Raw genomic sequence first — 22,016 nt, forward strand, 5'->3', positions numbered from 1 at the left:
CGGGGCGGGCGCCGGGCCCGGCGCACCCGCCCGGCCGCCGGAGGCCGGGGGAGGCGGAGGACCGCGGCGCCGGGGACGCCTAGGACTGCGGCGTCAGCGGAGCCGGAGAACGGGGCGCCGGAGGGGCCGGGGTGAGACGTTCGAGGACGGGCAGGGCACGGTGGGCGTACAGGGGGTCGACCGGCAGCACGTGCCGGCCCCACCAGCGGGCCACCTCGGGCCGCGGGGAGGGATCGATGAACCCGGGCAGGTAACGGTCGTACGGCGGATCGTAGAGGTATCCGGTGGCGACCCCGTGCCGTTCCAGCTCGGCGATGGCCGCGTCCCGGCCGGAGACCAGCAGCGGCACCCGGAACAGCGGCTGGTCGAGGTGGTCGCGGACCCCCGGGGCGACCGCGGGCAGCTCCGCCAGCGCCGCCACCCCGGCGATCCGCCGCGGACGCTGTCCGGGCAGCGCCTGCAGCCGCCGCGCCTGGTACCAGCGGGCCAGGTGGCCGCGCCTGGCCCGGTAGTCGTGCAGGTCCGCCCGGACCCAGGAGTCGAACGCGGGCAGATGCGGCGCGTCGCTCAGCGCCGTGATCAGGTCGTCCGGGCGCGGGGCGATCCGGTAGCCCTCGCGCTCCTCCTCCATCCCCAGGGCGCGCATCGCGCGCAGCGCGGGCCTGACCAGGTTCAGGCGCAGCGCGGCGTGCCGGGCCGCCGAGGTCAGCACGCTGTAGATCTCTTTCCGGAGGGCGCCGGGTTCCAGCAGCCGGTCGCGGTCGCGCTCCAGGGCGTGCAGGTCCGACCGGTGCTCGACCGCGATCACGCCGCCGGAGCCGGCCCCGGCGTGTTTGGAGAGGCTGAACACCCCGGCCACCCCGAAGGTGCCCACCGGCCTGCCGCCGACGGTCGTCTCGATCGCGTGCGCGGCGTCCTCGATGAGGATCTTGCCGGCGAACGCGGAGACCCGGTCCGGCAGGCCGTACAGGTTGGTGGTGAGCACGGCGTCGACCGTGCTCAGGTCGAGGCCGTCGACGTCGATGTTCCCGTCCTCGACGCGGAGCGGCGCGATGACCGGGCGGAGCCCGGCGGCGAGCACGAGGAAGAGGATCTCGTCGGCGGAGAGCGGGGACATCAGCAGCCGCTGCCCGGGACGGCACCAGTGACGCAGGGCCAGATACAGGCCCAGGCGGTTGGACGGCAGCGGGAGACAGAAGCGGCCTGTCCTGTTAGCCACGATGTGCTCAGGAGTCACCGGAGATCGTGTATCACGTCCGATATCTAGACCGCAAACCGGACACAACCCATCGCGGAGAGGGTGGCCGGGCCACCGCGCGGCGGCCCGTGGAGGCCGTGAGGCTACCCGGCGGTCTTCCCGTAGCTGATGACCCTGCGGAGACCCGGCAGGAGCAGCAGCGCGATCAGGAGCTGGCTGCCGAGCATCGCGTAGCCCACGCCGATGACCCCGGTGAAGGGGAAGATCACCACGACGGAGGTGATGACGAGCACCGCCAGGCCGATCTGGATGATCGCCAGCTTGCGGGCCTGGCTCTGCGCGCGCAGCATGCTGAGGCAGATCTCGATCACCGCCTGGGGCAGCACGGCCACCGCCATCACGCGGAGCAACGGGGCGCCCGCCTCGGCGAACTCCGAGCCGAACACGCGCAGGATCAGCGGCGCCCCGGCCACGACGATCGCGACGACCGGCACGACGATCAGGAAGGTGCGCCGGAGCGCGTTGCGCACGCTCTGCGCGAGCTGGACGGCGTTGAAGGAGCCCTCCACGGTCAGCGAGACCGCCATGTTGGCCGCGAGCAGCCCGACCATCGAGCCCAGCGTGTGCGCCAGCGAGAAGTAGCCGAACGTCGCCGAGTCGTCGAGCCAGGACGCGACCATGACCGGGACCAGGTAGAGGATCAGCAGGACGGAGAACGCGCCGGGGAAGTCGCCGGCCAGGAAACGCCCCACCTCGCGCAGCCGGGGCGGGTTCGCCGCGCTCTCCTCGGTGTTCTTGACGTGCCTGGGGATGACGACGCCGAAGATGAACCAGTTGATCGGGATCAGCGCCATGGCCGTCGGAACGATCCACGAGACGAAGATCCCCCCGTAGATGCCGCCGCTCGGCAGCGTGGCCGCCAGCCCGGCCAGCATCCCCATCTTGACCAGGCCGAACGCCAGGCTGTTGACCGGGACCCAGACGGCGTTGCGCAGCCCGGCCAGCGTCACGTCCTGCAGGGTGAAGACCGTCCAGATCAGCACCGAGACCAGGAAGAACAGCCCCGCGCCGAGCCCGCGCAGGCTCGCGTAGGTGTCCCCCCACACCGGCAGGGTGAACAGGAACCCGAGCGCCGCCACCACGGCGATCGCCCCGGCCACCACGTAGCCGCGCAGGACGAACTCGCCGGTGCGGCGCCCCGCCACCGGGATGAACCTGGCCAGCGCGCCCGCGAACGCCAGGCCGGTGAGGGAGGCGAACAGCCGCATCGCGGTGATCATGGCCTGGCCCTCGCCGAAGGCCTCCGGGCTGTACATGTGCGTGGCGAGGTACCAGTAGCCGAGACCCAGCACGGCGGTGATCCCCGTGTTGGCCATCAACGCGTAGGCCTGGAGGAACAACGGGTTCCTCAGGTCCCCGCGCAGGCGCTCGACGAGGCCCGCCTTCCGGTCTTCGGTCGCTGTCTGGCTCATCGCCCGGTCGCCTCCGTCGTGTGTCGTGTCGTCATCATCGGCCGGAGTGCTTGCATCGGCCTTGCCGACGGCTGTCCCGAAGTCGATGCCCGTGTGCGTGCCGGGGCCGTGCCACCCGTTCCGGGCGTCCGGCGGCGTGCTCCCGGACCGGGCCCGCCGCCCCGCGCCGCCCTCACTCACCGCGCCGGTCCGGCCGGGATCGCGCCGGACACCGCGGCGTCGCCGCCCGCTCGCCCCGCGGGCGCCCGCCGGGGGGCCGCGCCCCCGGAACCCGTGCGGTGGGGGAACCGGAGGGGCGTCGGGGGATGCGTGAGAAACAGCACGTGAATCATGATGCCGCAGTTTCGGGTGAGCTGGGTCCGGGAGGTCGGCGGAAGTCCTCATGGTATGCGGATCACCGCCGTGCCGATCGCCGTTATGCGCGACGGATCCGGCCGGTGCGCGGGTCCCCGCCGTCTCCGGGCGGGCGCCGGATCCGTGTCCCCGGCGTCGTCCCGTGCGACCGGAGGGACGGCCGGAAGAGCACGCCGGAGCCGGAACCCGGCGCCGGGAGCGCGGCGCCGGAGATTCCGGAGGACGGCTTCTCCCGGCCCGCACACACCGCCCGGCGCACGCTCACCCTCCGGGCCGCCACGGGCCACCTCGGAGGCTCATCCCGCGGTCAGCAACCGGTCCAGGACGCGCACCCCGAACTCCAGCCCCTCGACCGGGACCCGCTCGTCCACACCGTGGAACATGCCGAAGTAGTCGAGATCCGGCGTCAGCAGCAGCGGGGCGAAGCCGTAACCGTTGATGCCGAGCCCGGCGAAGGACTTGGCGTCGGTGCCGCCGGACATCACGTACGGCACCGGCCGGGCGGCCGGATCCTCGGCGACCAGGGCCGCCCGGAGCCGCTCGAAGAACGGTGCGTCCATCGGGGCGGAGGGGGCGTCCTCGATGTTGACGAACTCCCGGGTGACCTTCGGGCCGAGCAGGCGGTCGACGGTCTGGAGGAACTCCTCCCGGTACCCGGGCAGGAAACGCCCGTCGACGTGCCCCGTGGCGGTGCCCGGGACCACGTTGACCTTGTAGCCCGCCTGGAGCATCGTCGGGTTGGCCGAGTTACGGATCTGCGCCCGGAACAGGGCACCGGCCCGGCCCAGCCGCCCGGCCTCCTCCTCCAGCCGGTCGCGGTCGATGCGCTCGCCGAGGATCTCCTCCAGGCTCTCGATCAGCGCCGCCACCCCGGGCGTCAGCCGCACCGGCCAGCGGTGGGCGGCGAGTCTGGACAGGGCGTGGCAGAGTTCGGCGACCGCGTTGTCCACCGGCGGGTGGGAGCCGTGGCCCGCGACGCCCGTCGCGGTGAGCCGCATCCACGCGGTGCCGCGCTCGCCCACCGCGACCGGGTAGATCCGCGCGTCCCCCGCCTGGACGCTGTAGCCGCCGGACTCGCCGATCGCCTCGGTGCAGCCGTCGAACAGTTCCCGGTGCTCGCGCACCGCGTACCGCGCGCCGTACTCGCCGCTGGCCTCCTCGTCGGCGAGGAACGCCAGCACGACGTCCCGCGTGGGCCGCACCCCCCGCCGGGCCCAGTCGCGGACCAGGGCGAGCGTCATGGAGAGCGTGCCCTTCATGTCCACCGCGCCCCGGCCCCAGACGCAGCCGCCGGAGACCTCGCCGGAGAACGGGTGGACCCGCCAGTCGGCCGCCTGCGCGGGCACCACGTCGAGGTGGCCGTGGACCAGCAGGGCCTGCGGCGAGTCTCCCGGGATCCTGGCGACCACGCTCGTGCGGTGCCTGGCCGACTCGAACACCACCGGTTCGATCCCGGCCTCCGAGAGCAGGGCGGCGACGTACTCGGCCGCCGGCCGTTCCCCGGAGCCCGGATTGGTGGTGTCGAACCTGATCAGGTCCGAGCAGATCCGCGCGACCTCGCCCATGGAAAACACTCCCCCGAGAAAAACGGATCAACGGTGCATACCCCGCGGGGCCGATGGCGGCACCTCGGGCGCGGGGAACGGCCACTGGTCACCGGTTGCCGCCGGAGGGGGGGCAGGGTCCGGCGGGGCAGGATCGATCAGGGCATGCCGCCGCGCTCCCGGTCGGCTACGACGCCGGCACCCCTCAAGGGTCCGGGAGCCTGGTCCCCACTCGCCGGACGCGGCCTAGCGCGCTTTCGCCGGCTCGGCCTTGGCAATGCTGGGGTCGCCCGCGGCGAAGGCCGCGGCGACCTTCCCTCCGATGCGCCCGCGCTCGCTCACCTCGATCCCGTGGGCCTTGGCCCACGCCCGGATCTCGGCGCTGCGCTCGCGGTTGGCGGCGGAGCCCTTCGACTTGCCCCTGCGGGACGTGGAGGTGCTCGCCTTGCGGGCCGCGGACTGGAACGGCTTCAGCGCCTCACGGAGCTTGGAGGCGTTCTTCGCGCTCAGGTCGATCTCGTAGCTGGTGCCGTCGAGGCCGAACGAGACCGTCTCGTCGGCCTGCTTCCCGGTGATGTCGTCGGTGAACGTGACGACTTGCTGACGTGCCATTGTGTCACTCCTCAATCGTGGTGCCAGAGTGTGCGGCTGCGAACCGGCCGACGATGGCTTCCGTGTCTCCTACCGGCGAGTAAAACTCTAGTCCTTCCTTTCGCCGCTGTGCACGGGAAACCCGCGTCCGCCGGAGGCCGACCCTCCCGGGACAATTATTTAAGGTCGGGCCGAGGCCGTCACGTGTCATTGGGAATTGCTTCCCGCCGGGGGGCATTAAAAACGACGCCACTCCTGAACGGGGCCGGACGTGTTGCGCGTCAAGACGGCCATGACACCCGCGGCGGGTTTTCGGGGCGATGGTACGGGGACGCTTTGGGGTTTCGTGACCTGCCGGGGGATTCCACCGCCACCTCCGTGCGGGAAATCGACTTCCGCCACTCGGGTCCATCGCCCCACTGCCGTTCGCCCGCCGGGCGCGGTCGCCGGTGCTCGTTCCAGGCCCGGGGTCCTCCCGCCGGGCGCTCACCGTCTTTCCGCAGTTCATAACGGTGTCGGATGATGACGGCCGGCGGGCGGGCGGCGGCCCCGGGGAGCGGTCGGTGATCCGGTACACCGCGGGGCGGCGCCGCCCCCCCGGCGTGCGCCGCGGATCCGCGCGAGGCAATTCACGCCCGCCGGGCGCCCGCAGCGGAACGGGCTCCGGATTCCGGGCGACAAATAGCGCGGCCACGGTCCGGAATGCGCGCGTCCGGCCCGCGGCTTTGTCGGCACGGCGGATCGGGAGTCTTGCGCGGAGTCCGGGAACGGGGACACCGATCACATCGGGGTGTCTCGCCGGCGCCCTCGGGTAAGGCAGGACTCGCCTTGCCGTCCCCGTGATTCCGATCGTCTTGCATTGTGAGAACGGTATGGCCCGGCGGCCGTTTGCGGCGCCGCCGCGGATTGGCCCGTTCCACCGCCCGGCGGACCAATCGGTGTTCTTGTAATTGTCGGCGTGAGCCTTGGGGGCCGCAGGCGGAATACACGGTTCCGGGGGTGGCCGGCCCGTTCCCGGCGGCACCGCCGGCCGCCGGCGACCGGCCGGGCGTGCCCCCGGGGATTCTGTCGGTGACGATCTCTACCGTGCCACGCATGACAAGCGCAGTGCAGGCGTATTCCTACGCGGGTCCCTCCACCCTCTCCGACGGCCGTCTCGGGCTGTCCACGTCCGGCGGCCGGACGTCCACGGGTTTCCTGGACCACCCCAGGTTCTTCAGCGGCCTGCTCACCCAGGCGGCCCCCGCGGCGGCGGGGCTGCTGGCCGTGGCCGACGTCGCGCTGGCGCGCTACCACCGGCCGCAGCCCGGGTTCACCCGCGACCCCGTCGTGACCTGCGGCGGTGACCGGCTCCGGTTCGAGTCGTTCTCCGCCTGCGGCGGTGTCTACGCCCGGCTGGACGTGCTGGGCCCCGCCCTCGACGGCGAGGTCTTCGACCGGGGCACCACCAACGTCGACGTCAACAACCCGCTGCGCGAGGCGCTGGCCAGGGTCGGCGGGCGCGACCCGCTGCACGTCGGGGTCGGCCCCGACGAGCTCACCGTGACCACGCTCGACGGCGCGGTGGTGGAGAAGAAGGTGCCGCTGCCCGGCCGGTGGCTGCGCGGCTTCGCCGAGGTCCAGGTGATCGCCGCCGGGTTCGACCTGCGGGCCGAGCTGGCGGGGCCGCAGGCCGTCAGGTTCCTGCGCGGCCTGCCCAGAAGGGCGGCGGCCGAGGTGTGGGCCGTCCCCGCCGGCCGGGAGCTGCGGCTGTCGGAGCGGGCCGCGTCCGGCGGGGTCCACCTCGCCGGGGTCGGGCGGCTGGCGACGATGATGCCGCTGCTCCGCTTCGCCAAGGCGCTGCGCGTCTACGGCCCGGCGGACGGCGCCGGGTCCAGCGCCTGGGAGCTGGAACTGCCCGGCATGCGCTACACCCTCGCCCTGTCCCCGCAGACCTGGCGCGGATTCTCCGGCGAGGGGGCCGTCCTCGCCGACCTGTCCACCGACCGGGTGGCCGACGACGCCGACCTGGTCGGCGTGCTGCTCGACTTCGAGCCCACCCTGGAGCTCGGCGTGCTCGCCGAGCGCTCCGGGCTCTCCCCGGAGCGGGTCCGGGCCGCGCTCACCCAGCTCGGCACGGCCGGCCGGGTCGGCTACGACCTCGCGGAGGCCGCGCACTTCCACCGCGAACTGCCCTACGACCGCGACCACGTGGCGGCGCTGAACCCCAGACTCACCTCCGCCCGCGCGCTGGTCGGCGCGGGCGCCGTCCGGCTGACCGGCCCCGACTCCGCGGAGGTGACCACGGACGGCGGCGTCCGCCACGTCGGACTGGCCGAGGGCTCGTGCACCTGCCCGTGGTGGTACGACCACCGCGGCTCGCGAGGCCCCTGCAAGCACGTGCTCGCCGCACGGATCCTCGCCCGGGAGAGCGGCCGATGACCGCGCGGGACGAGGTCCGTGTCCTCACCGGCGCCGGTGACACCGGCCGGGGCGTCAGAGGTAGAGGCCGGTGCTCTCGGTGACGGAGGTGTGGTTGACGACGCCCTCGCGGAGGGCGAACAGCTCGGCGAGGGTGGCGCCGGCGGGGGAGACACCCTCGGAGGTGCCGAGCCAGCGGACGGCCTCGTCGTAGGGGAGGCGGCCGACCTCGATCTGGGCGAGGCAGCGGCCGGGACGGACCACCGCGGGGTGGAGCCGGGCCAGGTCCTCGTTGGTGGTGATGGCGACCAGCACGTCGCGGCCCTGGCCGAGCAGGCCGTCGGTCAGGTTGAGCAGCCGGGACAGGCCCTGCCCCGTCGCCTCCTTGGCCCCGGACCTGATCAGTTCGTCGCAGTCCTCCAGTACCAGCAGGCGCCACTTCTTGTCGTCGTCGCCGTCCGAGCCGACCGCGACCTCCATGAGGTAACCGGGCGAGTTGAACAACCGTTCCGGGTCGAGCACGCAGTCGGCCTGGCACCACGACCGCCATTCGTGGGCCAGCGTCCGCAGCAGTGTCGTCTTGCCGGTGCCCGGCGGACCGTGCAGCAGGATCAGCCTGCCGTGCACGTCGGCGGGGGTGACGGACATCAGGCGGGTCAGCGGCGCGTCGAGGGCCGTCGGATAGTTGCCGCTGACCTCCCGCCAGGGGGAGGCCGTGATCGGCTTCTCCGAGCGGCGGCTGCCGTGGGAGGTCAGCCACCAGAAGCCCATCTCGACGTGGTCGTTCTCCGGAGCCGGCTCCTCGGCGCCCTCGGTGACCTCCTCGATCACCGAGCGGGCCAGCTCCTCGTCGACCGCGGTCACGCTGACCGTGGCCGAGCGGTTGCGGTAGCGGATCACGCGCAGCGTCCAGCCTTCGCCGCACACCAGCCGCGCCTCGCGGCCGTCCTCCGTCGCGACGCGGGTGACCTGCCCGGAGGCGGGCATCAGCGAGGCTTCGGGGCGGACCCGTTCCAGGTTCGCGGTGCGGGACCAGGGCTGGGACCCGGTGGCGAACGGGGACAGGGCCAGCGCGTCGATCACGTCGGCCGCCGAGTCCCCGTCGTCGAGCCAGACCTTCATCGGCAGCTCGGCCGGGCGCGGCTCAGGAGTGAAGTGGACCTCCTTGAGTACTGACATGCCGGTAATGATCCTCTACCCCCTCCCGCCGGTCGACGGGTTTTACGCCGGGCGTACGAGCCGGTTCTCGTAGGCGAAGACCACGGCCTGCACCCGGTCGCGCAGCTCCAGCTTCAGCAGGATCCTGCTCAGGTGCGTCTTCACGGTGGCCTCCGCCAGATGCAGGCGGGCGGCGATCTCGGCGTTGGACAGGCCGCGGGCCACTTCGACGAGCACCTCCCGCTCGCGGGGGGTGAGCCGCCGCAGCCGCTCGTCGGGTGCCGGGACGCCGCCGGTGGGGAGCTGGTGGGCGAAGTTCTCCAGCAGGCGGCGGGTGATCCGCGGGGAGACCGCCGCGTCGCCCGCGGCGACGTTGCGGATCGCCGCGAGCAGTTCCTCGGGCAGGGCGTTCTTGAGGAGGAAACCGGACGCCCCGGCCCTCAGTCCGGCGAAGGCGTACTCGTCGAGGTCGAAGGTGGTGAGGATGAGGACTCGGGTCTGCCGGCACTCCCGGATGATCCGGCCGGTCGCCTCGATCCCGTCGGTACCGGGCATGCGTACGTCCATCAGGACGACGTCGGGGCGGAGCCGCCGGGCGAGCCGCACGGCCTCGGCGCCGTCCCCGGCCTCGCCGACCGCCTCCATGTCCGGCTGGGCGTCGAGGACCATGGTGAACGCCATGCGCAGCAGCGGCTCGTCGTCGACGAGCAGGACGCGGATCGTCACGGGGCATCGCTTCCGACGGCGCCCAGGCCGAGGGCGGCGGAGACCCGCCAGCCGCCACCGGGGAGGGGGCCGGCGTCCAGGGTCCCGCCGTACGCGGCGGCGCGTTCGCGCATGCCGGGGATGCCGTGCCCGGACGGTGAACCGGGGGCCCGCGCGGCGGGGCCGTCATCGGTGACACCGCCGAGGTGCTGGCCACCGTGAACCGGATCGGCCGGGCCGCCGGCGACACCGCCTGCTCCATCACTCCATCCGCCCGAGGCTGAATCCCCGCCGTCCCCCCCCGGCGGTCCACCGCCGGGTCTCCTCCGAAAAGGCCCGGAGCCGCGGCGGGACGTTCCCCGGAGTGCCGGGTCCGCGCGGCGGGCGGTACGGCTCTCCCGGACGCGGATCCGGCGGCTACCATCACCGGGTGACGGACGACGCTTTCCCCGCCCCCGACTCCGGTGCCGCCGACCCGCGTGCTCGCGCCCTCGACCCCGGTGCCGCCGACCTCCACGTGCACGCCGTCGACGCCTTCATCGCGGCGGCCAGCACGAGCGACCCGGAGCAGCGGGCCACGCTGCTGAGCCGCGCCCTCGCCGCCGACGTCGTCTTCTGGGGGCCCCTCGGCCGCGGCGTCGGCCGCAAGGCCGTCGAGGACTTCATCACCGAGGTCGTGCAGGTGCACCCGACGGGCCCCACCCGGATGGTCCGCACCACCCGGGTGGACGCGCCGGACGAGTGGGCGCGCTTCGGCTGGCGCTACGAGGACGCCGCGGGCCGGATCCTGCTGTCGGGGACGGACGTGGTGCACGTCACCCCCAGGGGCGACATCGACGAGATCGTGGTCTTCGCCGGCTCCCTGGATTGACGTTCCCGCCGTGAAAACCGGGGTTTCCGGCCGGAGCCGGAGGTCCGTGGGCGTGGGCGGCCACGCCGCGGGCGCTCGGCGACCCGCGCCGGACGGAGACCGGGCCGTCGTGGGTGGTCATGATGGCGGCGGGGTGACAGCGGGGCGGTGGCGGGGTGGTGGCCGGCGTTCCGGCGCGTTTAGGCCGGGAGGCGGGGGTTAGGGGACGGGCTGTTCCACCGCCCGATGACGAGCAGGAGCTCTGGCGCGCCCCGAGCTGTCAGGAGATCAGTTGGTCAACCCCGCCATATGGTGACGCGTCAGCCATTACGCTCCGGTAGGCCCCTATTGCTCAGACAGTGGAGATGTTTCCGTGGCCATCGATCTTGTTACCCGCCGCGAGTGGGGCGCCCGCCCGCCGCGCGGCGCCTACGGGCGCCTCACCTCCACCAAGGGGGTGAAGGTGCACTACACCGGCGGCCAGGTCAACCCCGACATCGTCAACGACCACAACAAGTGCGTGGCCCTGGTGAAGTCGATCCAGAACCACCACATGGACGGCAACGGATGGATCGACGTCGGCTATTCGATGCTGGTCTGTCCCCATCGCAAGGTCTTCGAGGGCCGCGGTCCGGGCCGCGTGCCGGCCGCCAACGGGCCCGGACTCAACAGCGGCCACTACGCGGTGCTCGGCCTGGTCGGCTCCTCCGGCCTGACCCGGCCGACCGACGACCTCCTGCACGGCATCCTCGACGCCGTCGAGTACCTCCGGGACAAGGGCGGCGCGGGCAGGGAGATCAAGGGCCACCGCGACGGCTACTCGACCAGCTGCCCCGGCGAGGCCCTGTACGCGTGGGTCAGGCGAGGCGCCCCCCGCCCCGGCGGCGGCCCCACCGACCCGCCCGACCCGCACCCCTCCTTCCCCGGCCGCACGCTGAAGTACCCGCCGGTCATGAGCGGCGAGGACGTCCGCACCTGGCAGCGGCGGATGGCCGAGCGCGGCTGGACCATCGACGTCGACGGCCTGTACGGCCCCGCCTCCCGCGACGTCTGCCGCAAGTTCCAGCAGGAGAAGGACCTGCCCGTCACCGGCGCCGTCGACCGCGCGACCTGGGACGCCGCCTGGGAGGAACCGGTCAGCTGAGCGGCCCCGCGACCCCCGCCGGGATCCGCGGCGTCCCGGGCGTGCGGGGCCTCCGCGACCCCGCCGGGTGACCCCGGGCACCCCCGCGGCCCTCTGCCGGCCGCTGAACGGGACCCGGCACGGATTCGCCTCACGGTGGCGCCTAGTATCCGGTGCATGACGGTGCCGACTGAGGAACCTCGACCAGCGCCAGAGTTCCCGCCGATCACGCGTGACGGATGGCGGGAGCTGGCGCTCGGGGTCTTGCGCAAGTCCGGAATCGAGACCGGCTCCCCCGAGGAGGCGCTCGCCTCCACCACGTACGACGGCGTGACGATCGCGCCGATCTACGACGCCTCAGATCTTCCCGGCGATCCCGGTCTCCCCGGGACCGCCCCCTACCTGCGCGGCACCCGTCCCGAGGGCGGGAGCTGGGACGTCCGGCAGCGCCACGAGGTGCCCGATCCCGAGGCGGTCCTCGCCGACCTGGAGAACGGCGTCACCTCCCTGTGGCTCACCCTGGAGCCCGAGGACCTGCCCCGCGTGCTGGAGCGGGTCCACCTGGACCTCGTCTCGGTCGCGCTGGACGCCGGCAAGCGGACGCGCGAGGCGGCCGAGACGCTGTTCGCGCTGGCCGAGGGGAAGGGCGTCACGGCGCTCACCGGCACGCTGGGCGCCGACGCGCTCGGCGATCCGGAGACCGCGGTCGAGCTGGCCCGCCGCTGCGCCGAGCGGTTCCCGGGGCTGCGGGCGGTCACCGTCGACGCCACCCCGTACCACGACGCGGGCGGCGGCGACGCCGAGGAGCTCGGCTGCTCCCTGGCCGCCGGGGTCGCCGCCCTGCGTGTCCTGACCGGCGCGGGCCTGACCGTGCCGGAGGCGTTCGGGCAGCTGGAGTTCCGCTACGCCGCCACCGCCGACCAGTTCCTCACCATCGCCAAGCTCCGCGCCGCGCGCAGGCTCTGGGCGCGCGTCGCCGAGGTGTGCGGGGCGCCCGGGGCGGGGCAGCGCCAGCACGCGGTGACCAGTTCGGCCATGATGACCGCCCGCGACCCGTGGGTGAACATGCTTCGCACCACGCTCGCCTGCTTCGCGGCCGGCACCGGCGGGGCCGACGCGGTCACCGTGCAGCCCTTCGACGCCCGGCTCGGCCTGCCGGACGCCTTCGCCCGCCGCATCGCGCGCAACACCCACGCGCTGCTCGTCGAGGAGGCGGGCGTGGCCCGGGTGATCGACCCGGCCGGCGGCTCCTGGTACGTGGAGCGGCTCACCGAGGACCTGGCGGGCAAGGCCTGGGAGTGGTTCACGGAGATCGAGCGCGCCGGGGGCATGGCCGCCGCCCTGACCGCGGGGCTCGTCACCGGCCGGATCGCGGCCACCTGGGAGCGGCGCTCGGCCGCCATCGCCAGGCGGCGCGAACCGATCACCGGCGTCAGCGAGTTCCCCAACCTCGACGAGCGGCTCCCCGCCCGGGAGCCCCGGCCCGCCGAGGCTCCCGGCGTCCACTACGCGCAGGACTTCGAGGCGCTGCGTGACCTGGCCGACGCCCAGGAGCGCCGGCCGTCGGTCTTCCTGGCGACCATCGGCCCGGTGGCCGCGCACACCGCCAGGGCGTCGTTCGCCGCGAACCTGTTCCAGGCGGGCGGCATCGCCACCGTGTCCGGCGGGGCCGCCACCGACCCCGCCGAGATCGCCGCCGCGTTCGCCGCCGCCGGCACGCCGGTCGCGTGCCTGTGCTCCAGCGACCGGCTCTACGGCGAGCACGCCGAGGCGGTGGCCGCCGCGCTGAGGGGCGCGGGGGCGAGAAAGATCTGGCTGGCGGGGAAGGGAGAGTTCGAAGGCGTGGACGCCAACCTCTACGCCGGGTGCGACGCGCTCGGTGTGCTCCGGACGACCTTCGACGACCTGGGGGTGACCCGATGATTCCCGACTTCTCCGATATCCCGCTCGGTCCCCGGCCCGCCGCCCCGGCGCCGGGCGAGGGGGAGCACCGGGAGTGGGCGCGGGCCGTGCGGGAGGCCACCGGGAGCGATCCCGCGGACCTGGTGTGGGAGACGCCCGAGGGGATCGGGGTCAAGCCGCTGTACACCGCCGCGGACCTGGACGGGCTCGACTCCCTGGCGACCTACCCGGGAGCCGCGCCGTTCCTGCGCGGGCCGTACCCGACCATGTACGTCAACCAGCCGTGGACCATCCGGCAGTACGCCGGGTTCTCCACCGCCGAGGAGTCCAACGCCTTCTACCGGCGCAACCTGGCCGCCGGGCAGAAGGGCCTGTCGGTCGCCTTCGACCTGGCCACCCACCGCGGCTACGACTCCGACCACCCCCGCGTGGCCGGGGACGTCGGCATGGCGGGCGTGGCGATCGACTCCATCTACGACATGCGGCAGCTGTTCGACGGGATCCCCCTCGACCGGATGAGCGTGTCGATGACCATGAACGGCGCGGTGCTCCCGGTGCTCGCGCTCTACGTGGTGGCCGCCGAGGAGCAGGGGGTGGCACCCGAGCAGCTCGCCGGGACCATCCAGAACGACATCCTCAAGGAGTTCATGGTCCGCAACACCTACATCTACCCGCCGGGACCGTCGATGCGGATCATCTCCGACATCTTCGCGTACACCAGCGAGCGGATGCCGAAGTTCAACTCGATCTCGATCTCCGGGTACCACATCCAGGAGGCCGGGGCCACCTGCGACCTGGAGCTCGCCTACACCCTCGCCGACGGCGTGGAGTACCTCCGGGCGGGCGTCGGGGCGGGCCTGGACATCGACAGGTTCGCGCCGCGCCTGTCGTTCTTCTGGTGCATCGGCATGAACTTCTTCATGGAGGTCGCCAAGCTGCGGGCCGCCCGGCTGCTCTGGGCGCGGCTGGTGTCCTCCTTCGGGGCGAAGAACCCCAAGTCGCTCTCGCTGCGGACCCACTCGCAGACCTCCGGCTGGTCCCTCACCGCCCAGGACGTCTTCAACAACGTCGTCCGCACCTGCGTCGAGGCGATGGCCGCCACCCAGGGCCACACCCAGTCGCTGCACACCAACGCCCTGGACGAGGCGCTGGCCCTGCCCACCGACTTCTCCGCGCGGATCGCGCGCAACACCCAGCTGCTGCTCCAGCAGGAGTCCGGCACCTGCCGGGTCATCGACCCTTGGGGCGGCTCCTACTACGTCGAACGGCTCACCCACGAGCTGGCCCGCAGGGCGTGGGCGCACATCGAGGAGGTCGAGGCCGCCGGGGGCATGGCCAGGGCGATCGACGCGGGGCTGCCCAAGCTCCGCATCGAGGAGGCCGCCGCCCGCACCCAGGCGCGCATCGACTCGGGGCGCCAGCCGGTCATCGGCGTCAACAAGTACCGGCCGGACGCCGACGAGCCCATCGAGGTGCTCAAGGTCGACAACACCGCCGTCCGCGCGCAGCAGCTCGACAAGCTCCGCCGGTTGCGCGAGGAGCGCGACCCCGAGCGGGTGGAGGAAGCCCTCGCGGCGCTCTCCAAGGGCGCCGCCGGTGACGGCAACCTGCTCGCCCTGGCGATCGAGGCCGCCCGCGCCAAGGCCACGGTCGGGGAGATCTCCGACGCGCTGGAGCGGGTGTTCGGGCGGCACGCCGGCCAGATCCGTACGATCACCGGGGTGTACCGCGAGGAGGTGGGGTCCGGCGTGGAGGAGGTCCGCGCGCTGTGCGCCGAGTTCGGGCGCCTGGAGGGCCGCCGCCCCCGCATCCTGGTGGCCAAGATGGGACAGGACGGCCACGACCGGGGCCAGAAGGTGATCGCCACCGCCTTCGCCGACCTGGGCTTCGACGTCGACGTCGGCCCGCTGTTCCAGACGCCCGAGGAGGTCGCCCGCCAGGCGGTCGAGGCGGACGTGCACGTGGTCGGCGTCTCCTCGCTGGCCGCCGGGCACCTGACGCTGGTGCCCGCGCTCCGCGAGGCGCTCGCCGCGCAGGGCGCCGGCGACATCATGATCGTCGTCGGTGGCGTCATCCCGCCGGGGGACTTCGACGCGCTGCGCGCGGCGGGCGCGAGCGCGATCTTCCCGCCGGGTACCGTGATCGCCGACGCCGCCCGCGAGCTGCTGGCGGATCTGCTCACCCGGCTGGGTCATGGCGCCGGCGCTTGACGACTACGTCCAGGGGGTGAAGGAGGGCTCCCGGAGGTGGATCGCGCGGGCGATCACGCTGGTGGAGTCCTCCCGGCCCGACCACCGGGAGCTGGCCCAGCGGCTGCTGGCCGAGCTGACCCCGTACACCGGGACCGCCCGCAGGGTCGGCATCACCGGGGTGCCGGGCGTGGGCAAGTCGACGTTCATCGACGCGCTCGGCGTACGCCTGACGGGGGAGGGCCACCGGGTGGCGGTGCTCGCCGTCGACCCGTCCTCGACGCGCACCGGCGGGAGCATCCTGGGCGACAAGACCAGGATGGCCCGCCTCGCCGCCGACCCGAACGCCTTCATCCGGCCCTCGCCCACCTCGGGCACGCTGGGCGGCGTCGCGAGGGCGACCCGCGAGGCGATGGTCGTGGTCGAGGCGGCGGGCTACGACATCGTGCTCGTGGAGACCGTCGGCGTCGGCCAGTCCGAGACGACCGTCGCCGACATGGTCGACACCTTCCTGCTCCTCACCCTGGCCAGAACGGGCGACCAGCTCCAGGGCATCAAGAAGGGCGTGCTGGAGCTGGCCGACGTGATCGCGATCAACAAGGCCGACGGGGCGGCGGGCAGCACCCACGAGCTGGACGCCCGCAGGGCCGCCAGGGAACTCGCCGGGGCGCTCCGCCTGCTGGGCGCCGAGCGCACGCCGCCCGTGCTGACCTGCAGCGGGATGACCGGCAACGGCCTGGACGAGCTCTGGCGGCAGATCGTGCACCACCGCGACACCCTGGAGGCCTCCGGCGAGCTCGCCGAGCGGCGCCGCCGCCAGCAGATCCGCTGGACCTGGGCGTTGATCACCGACCGGTTGCTGACCCGCTTCCGGGAGCACCCCGGGGTCGCGGCGATCACCGCCGAGGTGGAGCGTCAGGTGCAGGACGGGACCCTCACCTCGTCTCTCGCGGCCGACCGGCTGCTGGAGGCCTTCACCCGTTGAGGACCGCGGCCCTTCCCGCCGGGCGGCCCTTCCCGCCGGGCGGCGCGCCCGTCCCGGCGTCCGCCCGGCCGAGCGGGTGGCCCCCGCCCGGCCGCCGGGGTGGCGCGACGGCCCGCCACGATCCCCCGCTCCGCGGTGGCGGATCGGTCCGCTCCTATCCTTGCCGGGGTGGCCGGTCACGCCGTCGGGAAGCGAGGGAGCAGCCATGAGGTACAAGCGGGTCGTCATCAAGCTCAGCGGGCGGGCGATCGCCGGGGAGGACGACTACGGGTTCAGCGCGGCGGCCCTGGTGCACCTGGCGACCGAGGTGGTCAAGGTCCGCAGGCTGGGCGTGGAGATCGCCGTGGTGGTCGGCGGCGGCAACGTCTTCCGGGGTGACCGGGCCGAGGCCTGGGGCATCGACCGGGTCGAGGCGGACAACATCGGCATGATGGCCACCGTGATCAACAGCCTCCTCCTGCGCGGGAAGCTCAACGCCCTGGGGGAGCGGGACGTGCGGGTGATGACCGCCGTGCCCATCGACACGGTGGCCGAGCCCTTCATCCGCCTGCGCGCGGTCCACCACTTGGAGAAGGGGGCGATGCTCATCCTCTCGTGCGGCATCGGGCAGCCGTTCCTGACGACCGACTATCCCAGCGTCCAGCGGGCGCTGGAGCTCGGCGCCGACGGGCTGCTGGTCGCCAAGCACGGCGTCGACGGCGTCTACGACAGCGACCCCCGGGACAACCCCGCCGCACGCCGCTTCGAGATGCTCACCTACGACGACGTGCTCCACCAGCGCCTCCAGGTGATGGACCAGTCGGCCTTCATCCTCGCCCGGGACCACGAGATGCCGCTGCACGTCTTCGACATCGAGCAGCCGGGGCTCATGGCGGCGATCTGCCGGGGTGAGCACCACGGCACCGTCATCGACGGGGATGTCAAGGAGACGGTGTACGCCTGAGGCGGCCGTCGCACGGACCCGGGGGTCGGCTACCGTACGTCACTTTGACAGATGAAGTCAGATTTTGTCAATCCAGTGTGCTGCATCTTGCATTAATGGCATGTTTCGTCCGATTGTGCGAAAAATAAGGTTTCCGCCAAGCTTGATCGTTCTGATCCGATCATGTGATAATTCGGGCCAAGGGTTACGAATGTCGTAATAAAACGCTTTTTAGATGCGCGCTATGCGAGAAGGTGCATGGTGTGGCGCGGCGAGGCGCGCGACGTCCGGTTCAGGGCTTTTTCGCGTGGGAGCGCGGTCGCGACGCGGTGACCGGACCCCCTGGCCGCGCCATGCCGTCCGTGCGCTCCGTGACGGGCGGCCGCCACGGCGGCCGTCACGCTGCGTACGCTCGCCGGGCGCGAGGTGGGAGAACACGCCGATGCCGATCGATGCGGACACCCGCATGTCCCGGCGGGCCAGAACCGTCCCCGTTCACCGGGTGCTGCCAGGTTTCGCGCGGGACCCGGTGAACACCCTGGCGGACGTCGGCAGGCGGGCGGGCGGCGACATCGTCCGGCTGAGCCTCGGCCCGTTCCGTCCCTACCTGGTGACGCACCCCGAGCACGTCCAGCAGGTGCTGCGGGCCAACTGGACGGACTACCAGCGCGAGGGCATGTTCTGGCGGCCTCTGCGTCGCGTCCTGGGCGCCAGCATCCTCGGCGAGGGCGCACCGTGGGAGTCCAGCAGGAAGGCACTGCAGCCCCTGTTCACCGCGCGATACATCGCCTCGATCGCCGGGAGGATCGCGGAGACCGTCACCGCCCGCGTGGCCGAACTCGACGAGTACGCCCGTGAAGGGCGGCCCGTGCACGCCGCCACCGAGATGGCCGGCATCGTGAACCAGGCCGTGGTCAGGGTCCTGTTCGGCGACAAGATCAGCCGTGCGGACGGTGAACGCCTCGCGCCCGCCTACGACACGGCGGCGGGCTCGATCACCTTCCGGCTCGTCATGCCGTTCATGCCCTACTCCATACGGGTGCCGGGCGACCGGGCCTTCATGAGGGCCGTCGAGACGATCGACGACGTGGTGTTCCCGGTGATCAGGAAGGCGCGGGCCGACTCCGGCGACGGCGGCGTCGACGTCATCTCCGCGCTCTGCCGGCTCCGCGCGGACGACGACGCGGGGAACCGGCAGATCCGCGACGACCTGGTCAGTGTCTACGGCGCGGCGTCGGAGTCGACCGCGACGACCCTGATCTGGCTGTGGTCACTGCTCGACACGCACCCCGAGGTGGCGGCCAGGCTTTACGAGGAGATCGACCGGGTGGTCGGCCCCGGCCCCGTGGCGCCGGAGCACGTCGCCGAACTGCGCTACACGCGCATGGTCCTGCAGGAGGTCCTCCGCCTCTATCCAGCGGGATGGATCTTCCCTCGGATGGCGATGACGGACGGGGAGATCGGCGGGGTGCGGATCAAGGCGGGCTCCCAGGTGCTGATCAGCCCCTATGCCACGCACCGGCTGGAGGAGTTCTGGGAGCGCCCGCTGGAGTTCGACCCCGAGCGGTTCGCCCCCGAGACCCAGCCGCGCAGGCACAAGTACGCCTACTTCCCCTTCGGCGGCGGCCCGCACCAGTGCCTGGGCCAGCACCTGTTCTACGTCGAGGCACCGATGCTGCTCGGCGCGATCCTCAGCCGCTTCCGGTTCAGGGTCCGCACCCCCGGGCCCTTCACCCCGGCCCCGGCCGCCGCGCTGCGGCCGAGGCAGGAGATCGAACTGGACGTGGTCCGGGCCGAGCGCGTCGCGGGCGAGGCGCGGTGACCGCCCGCCCCGGCCCCGGCGGTCATGTGACCGCCGTCGAGAGCCGTATGACCGCCGTCGAGAGCGGAATGATCTGTGCCGTGGCCGGCCAGTGCCAGCGCGACATGCGCGGGTGGGCGGCCGAGTACCCCGGACTGTTCTCCGCCAAGCCCTTCGACGCGGCCCTGTACAGCACCCTGTCGCTGGCCATGGCCTTCAGCGGACCCTGGTTCGACGCCAAGCAGCTGCGGATGGCCAACAAGGTCTGCCTGTGGGCGTTCGGCCTGGACTGGCTCGTCGACTATGTCGCCGCCTCCCCCGAGGAGGCCGAGGGTGTCACCCGGCGCAGCCTCGCCGTGGCCGGGGGCGCCCCGCCGGTTCCCGGCGACGACCTCACGCGCATGCTGGCCGACATCCGGGACGAGCTCGCGGCCTCGCCCTCCTTCCCCGCGCTCGGGCCGGTCTGGCGGGAGGAACTGCGGTCGATGCTGGAGGCCATGCTGCTGGAATGGCGCTGGAAGACCGAGGGGAGGCGGCCGTCCTTCGAGGAGTACCTCGGCAACGCCGACAACCTGGGCTTCTCCTTCGCGTTCACCTCCCACTGGATCCACACCTCGGGCCCGCCGGCTGCCGCTGACGTCGACCGGATCCGCGAGGCGAGCCGGGCCGTGCAGCGGGTGATCCGTCTTCTCAACGACCTGGGCACCTACGAGCGCGATGTGAGCTGGGGTGATCTCAACGCCCTGCTGCTCGGCGCCACCCGGCCCGAGGTGGAGCGGCGGATCGCCGCGCTCGCGGCCAGGAGCCGGGAGCTGATCGCGCCGCTGCGCCCGGACCACCCCGAGATCGCTGGCTACCTGGAGCGGCAGATGGACTTCTGCGCGGGGTTCTACCATGTCGGCGACTACTGGGGAGCACTGTGAGCGTTCCCGAACTCCTCGCGGCCGGCACCGCCGGCCCACTCACCGGCGCCGGCGAGGCCGTGCGGAGCCCCGCCCGCGTCGACGTGTCCGTCCAAGCCCGCGATCTCGTCACCGGGCTTGTCGCCGACCCGTGGGGACAGGTCTCCGCCTCGGCGTACGAGACCGGGCGGCTGGTGAGCCTGGCCCCCTGGCTGGCCGGCCACGCCGGTCGCGTCCGCTTCCTGCTGGACACCCAGCGCCCGGACGGTGGCTGGGGCGCCCCGGGGGGCTACGCGCTTGTTCCCACCCTGAGCGCGACCGAGGCCCTCCTCGCCGAGCTGTGCCGTCGGACCTCCGCCGGCGGGGACGGCCCGCGCTCCGGCGGCGCCGCACGCGACGGCGGCCCGGACGGTGGTCCGGACGGCGGCGGGCATCGCCCGGACCGGGGCACCGGCGCGCTGGCCGCGGCCGTGGGACGCGGGCTGCGGGCGCTGGAACGCTGTTCCGCCCTCGGCGGAGAGGTGCGCTCCCTGCCGGACATGCCGGCGATCGAGCTCATCGTCCCCGCCCTGACCGAGATGATCAACACTCGGCTCGGTCCGGACGGCGGGCGGCTGTCCCTGCCCGCGGGCTTGGACGGGGCGAAGCTGCAGGCGGTCCGCGCGTGGCTGGCCTCGGGCGCGGCCGTGCCGCAGAAGCTGGTCCACGCGCTGGAGGTGGTGGGTGAGACCGCGGCGGGGACCGCGGATGCCGGCCCCACCCCGGTCGGCCCGGCCGTGACCGCCCGCCACGCCGCTTCCGGGGAGATCGGGGCCGTCGGGGCGTCGCCCGCGGCGAGCGCGGCGTGGCTCGCGGCGCGGGGGAGACCCGAGCCGCGCGACCCCGTGCTCCGTTACCTGGAGGAGGTCACGGGCAGGACCGGCGGTCCCGTGCCGTGCGCGACCCCCATCACGGTGTTCGAGCGGGGATGGGCGCTGAGCTGGTTGCTCCGCGCCGGGATCCCCGTGGCGGCACCCCCGGAGCTGGTCGCGAGCCTGCGCGGCGCGCTCGGCCCGCACGGCACCGCCGCCGGGCCCGGCCTGCCGCCGGACGCCGACACCACCTCCGTCGCCCTCTACGCGCTGGCGCTGCTGGACGACCCCGGCGAGCCGGCCGGGCTGTGGCCGTACGAGATCGGCACCCACTTCTGCACCTGGCAGGGGGAGGAGGGGGCCTCCCCGACGGTCAACGCGCACGTGCTCGACGCCTTCGGCGAGTACCTGCGCCGCGGCCGGGACGTCGCCCCCCGCTACGCCGCCGCCGTGCGCAAGCTCTCCGCGTGGCTGTGCGAGCGGCAGGGGGCCGACGGGAGCTGGACGGACCGCTGGCACGCCTCGCCGTACTACGCGACGGCCTGCTGCGCGATCGCGCTGGCCGACTTCGGCGGCGCGGGGTCGGCGGGCGCGGTCCGCGCGGCCGCGCGCTGGATACTCGGCAGCCAGCGCGAGGACGGGTCGTGGGGAGGGTGGGAAGGGACGGCGGAGGAGACCGCGTACGCGCTGCAGACCCTGCTGCTGACCGGCGGCCCCGCGGACGGGGGGCGGCATGCGGATGCCGTGCGGCGCGGATACCGCTACCTCCTGCGGTCCGTCACCGATCGCGGCGATCCCGTCGACGCCCCGCCGCTCTGGCACGACAAGGACCTCTACTTCCCGGCGGCCATCGTGCGGGCGGCCGTGCTGGGCGCGCTCCATCTCGTGGAGCGGGACCCGCTCGTCGGGCGGTCCGTATCCGTTCCGTCACCCTCCGGAGGCCGCACCGCCACCACCTGTTGACGGAGAGTGAACAGAATCTGATTCTAGAACTGGCCGGAAAAGGACAAAGACCCTATGTGCCCAATGTCGCCTTGAGCCTATTTCTGGACATTGCTAAGGTTCACCG

The 22,016-nt window shown here is 73.1% G+C and carries 16 protein-coding genes; 10 read left to right on the forward strand and 6 right to left on the reverse strand.

Annotated elements, in window-relative coordinates:
* Window positions 1-79: 79 nt before the first annotated feature.
* From ABD841_RS19670 to ABD841_RS19685, 4 genes are all read right to left on the reverse strand, one after another.
* Window positions 80-1,219: a DegT/DnrJ/EryC1/StrS family aminotransferase gene (locus tag ABD841_RS19670; RefSeq protein WP_344973566.1), complete on the reverse strand. Its 1,140-nt coding sequence runs from the start codon at window positions 1,217-1,219 to the stop codon at window positions 80-82.
* Window positions 1,220-1,341: 122 nt separating this feature from the next.
* Window positions 1,342-2,670 (reverse strand): lipopolysaccharide biosynthesis protein, encoded by a 1,329-nt coding sequence (locus tag ABD841_RS19675; RefSeq protein ID WP_344973569.1) that lies wholly within the window; start codon window positions 2,668-2,670, stop codon window positions 1,342-1,344.
* A 650-nt stretch (window positions 2,671-3,320) separates the two neighbouring features.
* The gene (locus ABD841_RS19680) at window positions 3,321-4,589 is read right to left on the reverse strand and encodes a M20/M25/M40 family metallo-hydrolase (protein WP_344973571.1); all 1,269 of its coding nucleotides are present in this window, start codon (window positions 4,587-4,589) and stop codon (window positions 3,321-3,323) included.
* A 225-nt stretch (window positions 4,590-4,814) separates the two neighbouring features.
* Window positions 4,815-5,180, reverse strand: coding sequence for a histone-like nucleoid-structuring protein Lsr2 (locus ABD841_RS19685; RefSeq protein WP_344973574.1), 366 nt, complete (start codon window positions 5,178-5,180; stop codon window positions 4,815-4,817).
* A 1,074-nt stretch (window positions 5,181-6,254) separates the two neighbouring features.
* Between ABD841_RS19685 and ABD841_RS19690 the strand changes: the two genes are divergently transcribed.
* Window positions 6,255-7,580, forward strand: coding sequence for an SWIM zinc finger family protein (locus tag ABD841_RS19690; protein WP_344973577.1), 1,326 nt, complete (start codon window positions 6,255-6,257; stop codon window positions 7,578-7,580).
* 54 nt (window positions 7,581-7,634) lie between these two features.
* Here the strand turns inward: ABD841_RS19690 and ABD841_RS19695 are convergent, their stop codons facing one another.
* The gene (locus tag ABD841_RS19695; RefSeq protein WP_344973580.1) at window positions 7,635-8,738 is read right to left on the reverse strand and encodes a DUF5925 domain-containing protein; all 1,104 of its coding nucleotides are present in this window, start codon (window positions 8,736-8,738) and stop codon (window positions 7,635-7,637) included.
* Between the two features lie 42 nt (window positions 8,739-8,780).
* The gene (locus tag ABD841_RS19700) at window positions 8,781-9,443 is read right to left on the reverse strand and encodes a response regulator (protein ID WP_344973583.1); all 663 of its coding nucleotides are present in this window, start codon (window positions 9,441-9,443) and stop codon (window positions 8,781-8,783) included.
* Between the two features lie 409 nt (window positions 9,444-9,852).
* Here ABD841_RS19700 and ABD841_RS19705 point away from each other — a divergent pair, with 409 nt between their 5' ends.
* From ABD841_RS19705 to ABD841_RS19745, 9 genes are all read left to right on the forward strand, one after another.
* Window positions 9,853-10,293, forward strand: a complete 441-nt coding sequence (locus ABD841_RS19705) for a nuclear transport factor 2 family protein (RefSeq protein WP_344973586.1) — start codon at window positions 9,853-9,855, stop codon at window positions 10,291-10,293.
* A 352-nt stretch (window positions 10,294-10,645) separates the two neighbouring features.
* Window positions 10,646-11,416, forward strand: coding sequence for a peptidoglycan recognition protein family protein (locus ABD841_RS19710; protein ID WP_344973589.1), 771 nt, complete (start codon window positions 10,646-10,648; stop codon window positions 11,414-11,416).
* A 156-nt stretch (window positions 11,417-11,572) separates the two neighbouring features.
* The gene (locus ABD841_RS19715) at window positions 11,573-13,318 is read left to right on the forward strand and encodes a methylmalonyl-CoA mutase family protein (RefSeq protein ID WP_344973592.1); all 1,746 of its coding nucleotides are present in this window, start codon (window positions 11,573-11,575) and stop codon (window positions 13,316-13,318) included.
* Window positions 13,315-15,507, forward strand: a complete 2,193-nt coding sequence (gene scpA / locus ABD841_RS19720; RefSeq protein WP_344973595.1) for a methylmalonyl-CoA mutase — start codon at window positions 13,315-13,317, stop codon at window positions 15,505-15,507. Before ABD841_RS19715 ends, scpA begins: the two co-directional genes overlap by 4 nt.
* Complete coding sequence (gene meaB / locus ABD841_RS19725; RefSeq protein WP_344973598.1) at window positions 15,491-16,471, forward strand: methylmalonyl Co-A mutase-associated GTPase MeaB; 981 nt, start codon at window positions 15,491-15,493, stop codon at window positions 16,469-16,471. Before scpA ends, meaB begins: the two co-directional genes overlap by 17 nt.
* Before the next feature lie 205 nt (window positions 16,472-16,676).
* Window positions 16,677-17,414, forward strand: coding sequence for a UMP kinase (gene pyrH / locus ABD841_RS19730; protein ID WP_344973601.1), 738 nt, complete (start codon window positions 16,677-16,679; stop codon window positions 17,412-17,414).
* Between the two features lie 421 nt (window positions 17,415-17,835).
* Window positions 17,836-19,215: a cytochrome P450 gene (locus tag ABD841_RS19735; RefSeq protein WP_344973604.1), complete on the forward strand. Its 1,380-nt coding sequence runs from the start codon at window positions 17,836-17,838 to the stop codon at window positions 19,213-19,215.
* 47 nt (window positions 19,216-19,262) lie between these two features.
* On the forward strand, window positions 19,263-20,117 hold the full coding sequence (locus tag ABD841_RS19740; protein ID WP_344973607.1) for a terpene synthase family protein: 855 nt from the start codon (window positions 19,263-19,265) through the stop codon (window positions 20,115-20,117).
* The gene (locus ABD841_RS19745; protein ID WP_344973610.1) at window positions 20,114-21,910 is read left to right on the forward strand and encodes a prenyltransferase/squalene oxidase repeat-containing protein; all 1,797 of its coding nucleotides are present in this window, start codon (window positions 20,114-20,116) and stop codon (window positions 21,908-21,910) included. The genes ABD841_RS19740 and ABD841_RS19745 overlap by 4 nt, the downstream gene beginning before the upstream one ends.
* The last annotated feature ends 106 nt before the right edge of the window (window positions 21,911-22,016 follow it).

This window comes from Streptosporangium fragile, assembly GCF_039534445.1.
Taxonomy (GTDB): Bacteria; Actinomycetota; Actinomycetes; order Streptosporangiales; family Streptosporangiaceae; genus Streptosporangium; species Streptosporangium fragile.